The organism is Actinomadura rugatobispora (assembly GCF_042656285.1).
Classification (GTDB): Bacteria; Actinomycetota; Actinomycetes; order Streptosporangiales; family Streptosporangiaceae; genus Spirillospora; species Spirillospora rugatobispora.
In genome coordinates, this window is the sequence record NZ_JBHSON010000176.1 from 1 (window position 1) to 11,750 (window position 11,750).

Consider the following 11,750-nt stretch of genomic DNA (forward strand, 5'->3'; position numbering starts at 1 on the left):
CGCGGTCGACGGCAACGCGTCCCCCGGATTGAGTCGACCGTCGGCGACCTGTGCTCGCAGGTCATCGGCGATCTGGAGGTATCCGGGGCGTCCCGTCCTCTTGACCATCGTCCGCCTTCCCTCGTCGCTGCGGACTCCAGTTCAGCACAGTCCGACCGACCAAGAAAGCCAAGGCTGCCTTGACAGCTTGGCCGTCTATGCAGACTATGTTGTCTAAGTAGTTCACTCGACGTAGGAGGTTCCGCATGCGGAACATGCCCATCGACCTCGCGAACCTGGCGTTCGTGTGCGTCTCCCCGCCGCGTCCCAAGCTGGTGAACTAGGAGACCGGAGAAGTCAAGGTCGACAAGAACGGGGAGGCCGTCTATCAGGTCGGTCTGTCCTGCGCGAACGCTGAGGGTCGTGTCGACCTGCTCAACGTCGCGGTCACCGGAGACCCCGGTGTCTCGCTCGGCCAGGTCGTCACGCCGGTCGGCCTGGTCGGGTTCTTCTGGGAACAGACGATCAATGGTGAGCGGCGGTCGGGAGTCTCCTTCCGCGCTGAACGCGTGGTCCCGGTCGGCGGCGAGAGTGCGGCGGCTGCCTGATGGACGCGTCCACTGTGTACCTGGTGCTCGGGGTCCTGGCCGCTGCGGCGGCCGGGCTCTGGGCCTGGCACCGCTGGCACCCGCTGTCGTTCTGGTACGGCGTCGCCTTCCCGATCCGGGTCGTTCGGGTCTACCTGACATGGCGGTCGGTCGCCTCGGGCTGCAAGCTCACCCGGACCAAGCGCGCGTGGCGCGTCACCCTGGATGCGATTCCGGTGGTGGGGCCGGCGGCGCGGTCGGCGGCGACGGTGGTGGAGCAGAAGCGGCGGGTGCGGCGGGTCGATGTCGAGCAGGCTCCGCGGCTGGGCCTCATGCTCCCCACCCCCTACGGGTGGCGGCTGCGGATCAAGCTCCTCGACGGTCAGATCCCGGAGGACTACGCCAAGGTCGCCGAACGGTTCGCGCACTCCTGGCGGGTGCACGGGGTGCGGGTCCTGGAGCACAAGCCCGGCCGGATCACCCTGCTGGCCACCCGGCGCGACCCGCTCAAGCTCGTCACCGTGACCGCTGGCGGGGCTGGCGCGGGTGACCTGCTGGTCGTCCGTCCGGGCGTACTGGAGAACGGTGAGCCGTGGGTGATGGACTTCCGCACCGTGCCGCACTGGATGATCGTCGGTGCGACGCAGTCGGGTAAGTCGAACCTGGCGAACGCGATCATCCGAGCCTTGTCCCCTCAGCCGGTGGCGCTGATCGGGTTCGATCTCAAGGGCGGGGTGGAGTTCACGCCGTATGCTCCTCGGCTCTCGGCGCTGGCCACTACGCGCAAGGAATCGGTGGACCTGCTGGCTGAGCTGGTCGCCGAGGTGGAGTCCCGGATGGCGGTGTGCCGTGCGCAGGGTGCCCGCAACATCTGGAAGCTGGCGGAGTCGGCTCGGCCGGTCCCAATCGTCGCCCTGGTGGACGAGGTCGCAGAGCTGTTCCTGATGGGTGACAAGTCCGAGAAGGACGAGGTGGCCAAGACCGGTACGGCGCTGCTGCGGGTGGCCCAACTCGGCCGGGCGTTCGGGGTCTTCCTGATCATCTGCGGACAGCGCGTCGGCTCCGACCTCGGCCCCGGCGTGACCGCGCTGCGGGCGCAGTTGTCCGGGCGGGTCTGCCACCGGGTCAATGACCCCGAGACGGCGAACATGGCCCTGGGCGACCTCGACCCGGCGGCGCTGGAGGTCGCCCGGTCGATCGCGGCTGAGACTCCCGGCGTGGCGGTGGTCTCCGGTCAAGACGGCACCTGGCATCGCGCCCGTGCCGTGCACGTCAGCGAGGAAGAGGCCGAGCAAGCGGCCCGTGACTTCGCGCCCCTCGCCCCGTCCTGGGATGACCTGATCGGCGGTCCCCCGGCCATCGACGCCGCGTAACCCCTCCCCCTCCCCCTCCCTTTCCGGCTCGGTGCGGGCCCTGATCGCGCCACGTCCCTACCCCTGCCATGCCCGAAACCCGTCCTGGAGGTGTCCATGTCCGCGCGAGCGGCCTGCTTCCGTCCCCGTCCTGGGGCCGTCCCCGGCTCGTCCTGGGCGTCGTCCTCGCCCGTCCTGGCCGTTAAGGGCGCGCGGTGAGTCGGCGCGTGCTGGGTGCCGTGGCGGACACGGGGCCGGTGCTGGTCCTGGCCGCGATCGCGGCGGCCGGGTCCTTCACTCACATCCGCGATACCGCTGCCGAACACGGTCAGGGCGGTTGGATGGCCTGGGCCGTCGCGGTGTGCATCGACCTGACGTGCGTGATGGCGGCCCGCGAGCGTCAGCGGGACAAGCGCACCGGACGGGACACGGCGCGGCTGTCGTGGCCGACGCTCGTCCTGGTCGGCGGCATCCTGCTCAGCCTGGCCGCCAACCTGGCGCAAGCCGAACCGTCGGTGTGGGGCTGGCTGTCGGCGGCGACCCCGGCCGGTGCCTTCCTGGTCGCCGTCTCGATGCTGGAACGCCGCGCCTCCGGCTCGTCCGCGTCCCGTCCTGCGGTGCCGGCCGTCCCGTCCTCGGACGCGCTGACCGTCCCGCCGTCCTTCGGCCGTCCCAACGACTCGCCCTCGACCTCGACCGCGTTCCCGGTCCCGGCCGAGTCGCCGGTCCCCGTGGTCGAGGACGAGTCCCGCCCGGAACTCCCGGCCGTGCAGGACGAGCAAACCGAGATCCCCGTCCCCGCGGCCGAGTCGGCTCCTCGTCCGGCTGCTCCGCTCCTGGACTTCGCCCGCCGCGTGGCCGACGAGCGCAAGGCCCAGCACGGGCGCCCGATCACCCGTGACGCCCTCCGGGGCCGACTCGGCGTCTCCAACCAACTCGCCTCCGACCTCCTCCGCCAGCTCCGCACCGACACCCCCGCCTGACCACACCAACCCAGGAGATCACCATGACCGACCACGCCTTCGCCCCCGACGCCGACGAGACCGCCCACCGCAACCGCATCATCGACGGCCTGCTCGACCTGGCCGCCTTCCTGGAGGCCAACCCGGCTCTCCCGGTCCCCCGGTTCAACTGGACGCTGAGCATCCCTTCCGGCGTGAGCGTCAACAGGACCACCGACCTTCGCCAGCGCGCCGAGATCGACCGCATCGCCGAACTGCTCGGCGTCCCGGTCTGGGACGAGACCGCTGACGGCGGCCACTACATCACGCGCCGCCACTTCGGCCCGGTCACCTACGAAGCTGTCCATATCCCGGCCCGTCGCATGGCGCAGCACAGGGCGGCAGACAGCTACCACAGCAACATCACGGCCAGCTTCGAGGGTGAGGCGGCCTGATGATCAACGAGTACCTGGCGGTATGGCGGCTGCGGTGCCGCGCCTGCAACGTCACCACCACCGGCCTGAAATGGATGGTCCTGCTCGCCCTGCGGGGCGGGCCCACCTGCCCCGCCTGCGGCTCGCACGAGGTCACCGCGCAAGATCCCGCGACCGGAACGGCCATCGCCTTCCCGCGTCCGCTGGCACCGCCGGTCGAGTGGTGGCGCTGCTGCAGCTGCGGCGGGACCGGCGTCGACGCCTACGGCGATATGTGCCCCCACTGCGCGGGCCTCGGGCACTGCCCCTAACCCTGAGCGCCCCCGGCGTGGCCGCACGAGCCGCCAAGCACACGCGCCACGTCGGGGGCCATCCCCTCACCCGGACCGAACCGGTTAGGAGACCCCTCCATCGTGCCTCACCCTGTCATCACGCCGACCGACGCCCGGCTGATGGCGCGCATCATCGACCGACCCGACTTCGACCGCTGGGCCGCCCGTGCCCGCGCCACCGGCGGCTGCTCACAACCGGTCTTCCTCACCGGCACCGTCAAACACGTCCACACCGGCACCGGCGAACTCCTCCACCAGTACACGACCGACACCGAACCCGACGGCGCGCTCCCGGTGGCCTGCAAGACCCGGCGGGCCTCCCGCTGCCCCGCCTGCGCCGAGATCTACCGCGCCGACACCTACCAACTCATCCGCGCGGGCCTAGCCGGAGGCAAAGGCGTACCCGACACCGTGCCGGGACACCCCGCCGCGTTCGTCACCCTCACCGCGCCCTCGTTCGGGCCCGTCCACGCACGGCGGGAAAAGGCCGGCGGCCGGGTCGAGCGCTGCCACCCCCGCAGAAACGCCAAACCATGCCCCCATGGCATCGTCGCCTCCTGCGGCGCCCGGCACTCCGCCGATGACCCTCGGCTCGGTGAACCGCTCTGCCCCGACTGCTACGACCACGCCGGGTCGGTCCTGTTCAACGCCCTCGCTCCGGAGCTGTGGCGACGCTTCACGCTGGCGCTGCGCCGTTACCTCGCCAAGGCTGCGGGACTGACGCAGAAGGAGTTCCGCGAGACGCTGGCGGTCTCCTTCGCCAAGGTCGCCGAATACCAGCGGCGCGGCGTCGTCCACTTCCACGCCGTCATCCGCTTCGACGGCCCCACCGGACCGACCACACCCCCACCCGGCTGGGCAAACGTCCGGCTCTTGGACGACGCCGTCCGGCACGCTGCGGCCGCCGTCTCCGTCACCACCCCGGCCGCTCCTGGCACTCCGGCCCGGTCACTGGGCTCGGGCTCACAGGTGGACGTACGAGCTATCACGACCTCGGGCACCCTCACGCAACAGGCCGTAGCGGGCTACGTGGCCAAATACGCCACCAAGGCCGCTGAGTGCGTCGGCACGCTCGACCGGCGCCTTCGCCCCACTGACGACCTGGACGCGCTCGCGATCACGCCACACGCCCGGCGGCTCATGAACGAATGCCTCCGCCTGGGCGCCCTGGAAGAGTTCGCAGACCTCCGGCTCGCCCAGTGGGCTCACATGCTCGGCTTCCGCGGCCACTTCTCCACCAAATCCCGCCGCTACTCCACCACTCTCGGCGCGCTCCGGGCCGCGCGCATCGCCTACGTCCGCGAGCACCATCCCGGCTGGCAACCGCCGGACGACCAAGACTCCGCGCTGGTCGTCGCCCTCGGCGAATGGCGCTTCCACAGCCAGGGACTCACGCGCGGCGAAGCCCTCGTCACTGCCGCGCTCACCGGACGCCCCCTCCCTCCTCCCGCGACGACCGACAGGAGAGCCGCATGAGCAAAGCCAGGACTCAAGCGCCCTCGATCGATCTGAACGAACGGCTGCTGACGATCACTGAAGCCGCCGCCTTCCTCAACACCTCACCGCGCTTCCCTCGACGCCTCGTCGCCGAACGGCGCATCCAGTTCGTCCGCCTCGGCGAGCCGGGCAAGCGCGGACACATCCGCATCCCGGAGTTCGCGCTCCGCGAATACGTCTCGGCCGGACTGGTCGAGCCCATGACCGCTTCCGACATCTGGAGTGCTGCCTGATGGCCAATAAGGACGGACACCGGCGCTTCGGCAACATCCGCAAGCTGCCCTCGGGCCGGTACCAGGTGCGCTATCCGGGACCGGACGGGCGCATTCGTACCGCGCCCAAGACGTTCGCCACCAAGCGCGACGCGGACCGCTATCTGACGCTGATCGAGGGCCAGATGCTCAGCGGGGAATGGACGGATCCGGAGCGCGCCAAAGTCAGGCTCGGCGACTATGCCGCGAAGTGGATAGAGCAGCGTCAGAAGCTGCGGCCCCGCACTCGGGAACTGTATGTCTGGCTGCTCCGCAAGCACATCGCCCCGCACCTCGGCGGGGTCGCCCTCGGCCAGCTCAGCACACCGATGATCCGGGATTGGCTGTCGGCGCTGGCCGATGCCGGGGTCTCGGCGACTTCGCGCGCCAAGGCGTACCGGCTGCTCCGGGCCGTGCTCATGACGGCCGTGGATGAAGACAAGATTCTCACTCGGAACCCGTGTCGCGTGCGCGGGGCCGGCACTGAGGACGCTCCCGAACGACCGACCCTGACGGTTGTCCAGGTCTTCGAGCTGGCGGAACGGGTCGGCGTGCGGCCGGTCGGCAACATCCGCAAGCTGGACTCAGGTGAGTACCGGCTGCGCTACCAGATCAAAGACGGGGTCATGCGACGGTTCCCGCAAACCTTCGCGACCCGTCTGGAAGCTGAGCGAGTCCTCTGGAAGCTGGCAGAGGAGGGGCGCGCGGACGTGGTCCAGGACGACCGGCTTCGGGCCTTCATCCTGCTCGCCGCGTTCGCAAGTCTCCGGTGGGGCGAGGTGACCGCGCTGCGGCGGTGCGACATCGACACCGTGAACCGGACCGTTCGGGTACGTGCGGCCTACGTCGAGCGGGCCAACGGAGAGATGATCCTCGGCCCCACCAAGTCGCGGGCGGGGATGCGTACGGTCTCCATCCCGGCTTCGATCGTCCCTCACCTGGTCGCCCACATGAACAAGTACGTCCGGCCGGGCACCGATGCGCTCGTGTTCACGGGGATCAAGGGCGGGCCACTGCGGCGTAGCGGCTTCAACAAGCTCACGCGCTGGAGCCACGTGGCGAGCGCGTTGGGCGTGCCGAATCTGCACTTCCACGACCTTCGCCACACTGGCAACACCTTGGCCGCGGACATGGGCGTCTCGCTCAAGAACCTGATGGCACGGATGGGCCATGACAACGAGCGGGCGGCTCTCCGGTATCAGCACCGGTCAGCCAAGGGGGATCGTGCCATCGCGGACGGGCTTGACGCACTGGTCCAAGCTGAGCGGGGCCAGGACGACGACGGCGCGGCGGGTGCTCTGGTGCCGGTGGCCTAATGGCACGCTAATGGCACGAGTGCCCGCGTACGCGAAAACGATCAAGGCCCAGTGTTCGGGATCATGTCCCGGACCTGGGCCTTCGTGGTGGAGCGGGTGACGGGAATCGAACCCGCGCTGTCAGCTTGGGAAGCTGAAGTTCTACCATTGAACTACACCCGCGTGGTGCTGGGCACCGTGCCTTGGACATCGTACCGGACGGTGGGGGGTTCGCGGGACGGGACGTGGAGCCGGTAGCTTTTCTGACGTGCTGCTCTCCGATCGTGACATCAGGGCCGAACTCGACTCCGGGCGGGTGAAGATCGACCCCTATGACCCGGGCATGGTCCAGCCGTCGAGCGTGGATGTGCGGTTGGACCGGTTCTTCCGGGTGTTCGAGAACCACAAGTACCCGCACATCGATCCGGCGATCGAGCAGAGCGATCTGACGCGGCTGGTGGAGGTCGGCGGGGACGAGGCGTTCGTGCTCCATCCGGGGGAGTTCGTGCTGGCCTCGACGTACGAGGTGTTCGCGCTGCCCGATGATCTGGCGGCGCGGCTGGAGGGGAAGAGTTCCCTGGGGCGGCTCGGGCTGCTGACGCACTCGACGGCGGGGTGGATCGATCCCGGGTTCAGCGGGCACGTGACGTTGGAGTTGTCGAACGTGGCGACGCTGCCGATCAAGTTGTGGCCGGGGATGAAAATCGGGCAGATGTGCCTGTTCCGCACGAGTTCTCCGGCGGAGCATCCGTACGGGTCGGAGAAGTACGGGTCGCGGTACCAGGACCAGCGGGGGCCGACGCCGTCGCGGTCGTATCTGAACTTCCACCGGACGAAGGTGTGACTTCGCAGGTCGTGGGCTAATGTGACGCAGATCACCAAAAGGTGAAAGATTCTCCCAGTACGGGTAGTTTCGTTCGACGCATGAGGTTGACGTCCGGTTGACCGGCTCTTTTCCGGACGATGCCGAGCGAGACGTTTTCGCGCGGGTGCGCGGAAACCCGGAAGGAGACCGTGTCCATACTCCGCGCACAAGGCGTTACCAAATTGTTCGGCCGCAAGGCCGCCGAGGCACAGCGAAAACTCGGCGCCGGCGCGGCGCCTGAGGAGATCCGCCGGCTGGGGGTGACCGCGGCGGTGGTGGACGCCACGTTCGCGGTCGAGCAGGGCGAGATCTTCGTGGTCATGGGGCTGTCGGGGTCCGGTAAGTCGACGCTGATCCGGATGCTGAACGGGCTGCTGGAGCCGACCTCGGGGACGATCGAGATCGAGGGCCGGGACATCGCCCGGCTGGGCGGCAAGCCGCTGCGGGCGCTGCGCCAGAACAAGGTCAGCATGGTGTTCCAGCACTTCGCGCTGTTCCCGCACCGGTCGGTGCTGGAGAACGCGGCGTACGGGCTGGAGGTCCGCGGCGTCCCGAAAGAGGAACGTGCCAAGAAGGCGCGGGAGTTCCTCGGGCTGGTCGGGTTGACCGGCTGGGAGGACAAGCTGCCCGGGCAGTTGTCGGGCGGGATGCGGCAGCGGGTGGGGCTGGCCCGCGCGCTGGCCGCGGGCACCGACATCATCTTGATGGACGAGGCGTTCAGTGCTCTGGACCCGCTGATCCGCCGTGAGATGCAGGATCTGCTGCTGGACCTGCAGGCCAGGCTGAACAAGACGATCGTGTTCATCACCCACGATCTGAACGAGGCGATGCGGATCGGCGACCGGATCGCGGTGATGCGCGAGGGCCGGATCGTGCAGATCGGGACGGCCGAGGAGATCCTGACGGATCCGGCGAACGACTACGTGGCGCAGTTCGTCGCGGACGTGGACCGGACGCGGGTGCTGACGGCGGGGTCGGTGATGGAGAACCCGCTGGTGACCGTCCCGGCGAACACCGGGCCGCGGACGGCGCTGCGCACGATGCGCGAGCACCAGACGTCGGCGGCGTTCGTGGTGGGCCGGGACCGCAGGCTGGTCGGGAAGGTGACCGGGACGGCGGTGGCCGACGCGGTGCAGGACGGCGTCCAGACCCTGGACGAGCTGATCGATCCCGAGGACCTGGAGCCGGTGGCTCCGGACACCCCCGTGGCCGATCTGTTCGCCCGGTGCGCGGAGAGCGACCTGCCGGTGCCGGTGGCGGACGCCGACGGGATCCTGCTCGGGGTGATCCCGAGGGTGACGCTGCTGGCGGCGCTGGGCGCGATCAACACCCATGTGGCCGATGTGATCAGCGAGGAGGGCAGTGTCGTTGAGAAGCGGTGATCTGGCGGCGGAGCTGCCCCGGGTGCCGGTGGGCGACTGGTTCGACGGGCTGGTCACCTGGCTGACCGACAACGTGTCGTGGCTGTTCGACGCGATCGGCGCGGCGGTCGAGGGCGCGGTGGAGGGGCTGACGGCGGCGCTGACGGCGCCGCCGGCGCTGGTGCTGACGGCGGTGTTCGCGCTGCTGGCGCTGTTCCTGAGCGGCTGGAGGCTGGGCCTGTTCACGCTGGTGGGCTTCGGGCTGATCGAGAGCATGGAGCTGTGGGAGCCGGCGATGGACTCGCTGGCGCTGGTGCTGGTGGCGGCGCTGGTCTCGGTGGTCATTTCGATCCCGCTGGGGATCGCGGCGGCCCGCAACGACGTGGTGAGCCGGGTGGTGCGGCCGGCGCTGGACCTGATGCAGACGATGCCGGCGTTCGTCTACCTGATCCCGGCGATCTTCTTCTTCAGCATCGGGGTGGTGCCCGGCGTGGTCGCCACCGTGATCTTCGCGCTGCCGCCCGGGGTGCGGCTGACGGAGCTGGGCATCCGGGGCGTGGACGCGGAGATGGTGGAGGCCGGCGAGGCGTTCGGGACGCCGCCGGGCCGCATCCTGACCCGGATCCAGATCCCCCTGGCGATGCCGTCGATCATGGCCGGGATCAACCAGCTGATCATGCTGTCGCTGTCGATGGTGGTCATCGCGGGGATGGTCGGCGCGGGCGGCCTGGGCAACGAGGTGCTGGAGGGCATCCAGCGGGTCGACATCGCCCAGGGCTTCGAGGGCGGCCTGGCCGTGGTGGTGCTGGCGATCTTCCTGGACCGGGTCACCGGTGCGCTGGGCGACCGTACGGCGGTGTCCCGCGCGATGGCGCAGATGACCTGATTCGATCTACCGAAAGGAACGTTCCGAGCATGCGCTTCAAAGGTGTGACCGTCGCGGCCGTCGTGCTGTCCCTGGGGCTGACCGCCGCGGGCTGCGGCGGCGGTGACGACTCCGGATCCGGCGACAAGAAGATCGTGATCGGCTCGGTGGCGGGCTGGGCGGAGGGCGAGGCCGCCACCGCGCTGTGGCAGAAGATGCTGCAGGACAAGGGCTACCAGGTCGAGGTGAAGATGCTCGACGCCGGTCCGCTGTACGCGGGCATGGCCAAGGGCGACGTGGACCTCTACCTGGACGCGTGGCTGCCGGGCACGCACGAGGACTACTGGAAGCAGTACGGCGACAAGCTCGAGAAGATCAGCATCTGGTACGACGAGGCGCCGCTGACGATCGCGGTGCCGAACTACTCGCCGCTGAAGTCGCTGGAGGACCTGAAGGGCAAGGGGTCCGCCTACGGCGGCAAGATCATCGGGATCGAGAAGAGCTCCGGCCTGTACCGGGTGTCCAAGGAGGACATGCTTCCCGCGTACGGCCTGGAGGGCGAGTACGAGGTGACGACGTCGTCGACGGCGGCGATGCTCACCGAGCTGAAGAAGGCCACGGACGCCAAGAAGGACATCGTCGTCACGCTGTGGCGGCCGCACTGGGCGTACGCGAAGTTCCCGATCCGCGACCTGACCGACCCCAAGGGCGCGATGGGCAAGCCCGACGGCGTCAACATCGTCGGCCGCAAGGACTTCTCGAAGGACCAGGCCGAGGTCGCGGGCTGGCTGAAGAAGTTCCGGATGGACGACAAGCAGCTGGGCACGCTCGAGGACCTGATGGAGAACAAGTACAAGGGCAAGCCCGAGCAGGCCGTCAACGAGTGGGTGCAGGCCAACCCGGACTTCACCAAGAACATCACCGGCTGACCTCCCCCGCATGGGCCGTCCGACGTTTCGGGCGGCCCATGCCCTTGTGTCAGTCGGCGACGCCGACGACGACGAAGACGGCGAGGACCCCGCACGCGGTGGCGCACAGCGTCAGGACGCGGGGGTGGCGGCTGTGCGCCTCGGGCAGGATCTCGGCGGCGGCCAGGTAGAGCAGGACGCCCGCGAAGAAGCCGAGGTACGGTCCGAGGACCGCTTTCGGGACGGTCACCAGCAGCGTGGCCAGCGCCCCCGCGATCGGCGCCAGGGCGTCGGCGGCCAGCAGGATCAGCGCGGGACGGCGGTCGGCGCGGTTCAGGGACGCGGCGGTGAAGGTGTTGAAGCCGTCGGCGAAGTCGTGCGCGATCACGGCGAGGGCGACGACGACGCCGACGTCGTGGCCGGCCTGGAAGCCGAGGCCGATGCTGAGCCCGTCGATGAAGCTGTGCCCGACGAGCGCACAGGCGGCCAGCAGCCCGCCCTTCCCCGGGCCCGCGTGGGCGTGGACGTGCGGCGCGTACTCGCCCTCGTGCGCCCGGTGGATGGCGGCGGACTGCTCGACGACGTGCAGCAGCAGGAACCCGGCGGCGAAGCCGATCATGGGGGCGGGCACGCCGAGGAGGCTGGTCTCGGACTCCTCCAGGGCCTCCGGGACGAGGTCGAACGCGACGATGCCGAGGATCAGCCCGCCGGCCAGGCCCAGCACCAGGTGCCGGCGGTCCCGTACGCGCATCGCGACGAGCCCGCCGGTCAGGGTCATCAGGAAGGCCACCGCCGAGAGGACCACCGCCGCCATGGGACGGTCCTACCAGTCGTCCGGCCCCGTACGCGCGGAGACGGCCGCGTGTCGCGATCGCGAAGGCCCCCGGATCCCGCCGCGAGGGGCGGGGGCCGGGGGCCTTGGTCCGTCGGTCACTCGGCGGCGGCGGGCTGCTTCTCCTTGGCGGTGCCTTCGCCCTTGATGGAGCGGATGAGGAGCTGGGAGACGTCCACGACCTCCAGCGATTCCTTGGCCTCGCCGGAGTTCTTCTTCTCGTTGATGGCATCGCCCAGCATCACCAGGCA

The 11,750-nt window shown here is 69.5% G+C and carries 11 protein-coding genes, 1 tRNA gene and 2 pseudogenes; 12 read left to right on the forward strand and 2 right to left on the reverse strand.

The features are described 5' to 3' along the window. Window positions 1-335 precede the first annotated feature (335 nt). From ACFPZN_RS56860 to ACFPZN_RS54710, 8 genes and pseudogenes are all read left to right on the forward strand, one after another. Window positions 336-587, forward strand: a pseudogene (locus tag ACFPZN_RS56860) (SCO3933 family regulatory protein); the annotation flags it as partial. After that, complete coding sequence (locus tag ACFPZN_RS54680; protein WP_378293088.1) at window positions 587-1,939, forward strand: FtsK/SpoIIIE domain-containing protein; 1,353 nt, start codon at window positions 587-589, stop codon at window positions 1,937-1,939. The pseudogene ACFPZN_RS56860 and the gene ACFPZN_RS54680, both read left to right, overlap by 1 nt. A 206-nt stretch (window positions 1,940-2,145) precedes the next feature. Continuing rightward, window positions 2,146-2,901 carry a DUF2637 domain-containing protein gene (locus tag ACFPZN_RS54685; protein ID WP_378293090.1) on the forward strand — a complete coding sequence of 252 codons (756 nt, stop codon included), beginning with the start codon at window positions 2,146-2,148 and terminating at the stop codon, window positions 2,899-2,901. Window positions 2,902-2,924: 23 nt separating this feature from the next. After that, the gene (locus tag ACFPZN_RS54690) at window positions 2,925-3,314 is read left to right on the forward strand and encodes a hypothetical protein (RefSeq protein WP_378293092.1); all 390 of its coding nucleotides are present in this window, start codon (window positions 2,925-2,927) and stop codon (window positions 3,312-3,314) included. After that, window positions 3,314-3,604: a hypothetical protein gene (locus tag ACFPZN_RS54695; RefSeq protein ID WP_378293094.1), complete on the forward strand. Its 291-nt coding sequence runs from the start codon at window positions 3,314-3,316 to the stop codon at window positions 3,602-3,604. The genes ACFPZN_RS54690 and ACFPZN_RS54695 overlap by 1 nt, the downstream gene beginning before the upstream one ends. Window positions 3,605-3,706: 102 nt before the next feature. Further along, complete coding sequence (locus ACFPZN_RS54700; protein WP_378293096.1) at window positions 3,707-5,101, forward strand: replication initiator; 1,395 nt, start codon at window positions 3,707-3,709, stop codon at window positions 5,099-5,101. After that, on the forward strand, window positions 5,098-5,355 hold the full coding sequence (locus ACFPZN_RS54705; protein WP_378293098.1) for an excisionase family DNA-binding protein: 258 nt from the start codon (window positions 5,098-5,100) through the stop codon (window positions 5,353-5,355). The genes ACFPZN_RS54700 and ACFPZN_RS54705 overlap by 4 nt, the downstream gene beginning before the upstream one ends. Then, complete coding sequence (locus ACFPZN_RS54710) at window positions 5,355-6,689, forward strand: tyrosine-type recombinase/integrase (protein WP_378293100.1); 1,335 nt, start codon at window positions 5,355-5,357, stop codon at window positions 6,687-6,689. Before ACFPZN_RS54705 ends, ACFPZN_RS54710 begins: the two co-directional genes overlap by 1 nt. A gap of 88 nt (window positions 6,690-6,777) precedes the next feature. Here ACFPZN_RS54710 and ACFPZN_RS54715 read toward each other — a convergent pair. Further along, window positions 6,778-6,851, reverse strand: a tRNA-Gly gene (locus ACFPZN_RS54715). A gap of 85 nt (window positions 6,852-6,936) precedes the next feature. Between ACFPZN_RS54715 and dcd the strand changes: the two genes are divergently transcribed. The 4 genes and pseudogenes from dcd (at window position 6,937) to ACFPZN_RS54735 (ending at window position 10,688) form a co-directional block, all read left to right on the forward strand. Further along, entirely contained in the window at window positions 6,937-7,512 is a 576-nt protein-coding gene (gene dcd, locus ACFPZN_RS54720) for a dCTP deaminase (RefSeq protein WP_378293102.1), read from the forward strand. Window positions 7,513-7,715: 203 nt separating this feature from the next. Beyond that, window positions 7,716-8,915 carry a quaternary amine ABC transporter ATP-binding protein gene (locus tag ACFPZN_RS54725; RefSeq protein ID WP_378293104.1) on the forward strand — a complete coding sequence of 400 codons (1,200 nt, stop codon included), beginning with the start codon at window positions 7,716-7,718 and terminating at the stop codon, window positions 8,913-8,915. 127 nt (window positions 8,916-9,042) lie between these two features. Next, window positions 9,043-9,780 (forward strand): annotated as a pseudogene (locus ACFPZN_RS54730) (ABC transporter permease); the annotation flags it as partial. 29 nt (window positions 9,781-9,809) lie between these two features. Beyond that, window positions 9,810-10,688: a glycine betaine ABC transporter substrate-binding protein gene (locus tag ACFPZN_RS54735; RefSeq protein WP_378293108.1), complete on the forward strand. Its 879-nt coding sequence runs from the start codon at window positions 9,810-9,812 to the stop codon at window positions 10,686-10,688. Between the two features lie 49 nt (window positions 10,689-10,737). Here ACFPZN_RS54735 and ACFPZN_RS54740 read toward each other — a convergent pair whose 3' ends face one another. Beyond that, complete coding sequence (locus ACFPZN_RS54740; RefSeq protein ID WP_378293110.1) at window positions 10,738-11,481, reverse strand: ZIP family metal transporter; 744 nt, start codon at window positions 11,479-11,481, stop codon at window positions 10,738-10,740. Window positions 11,482-11,750 lie beyond the last annotated feature (269 nt).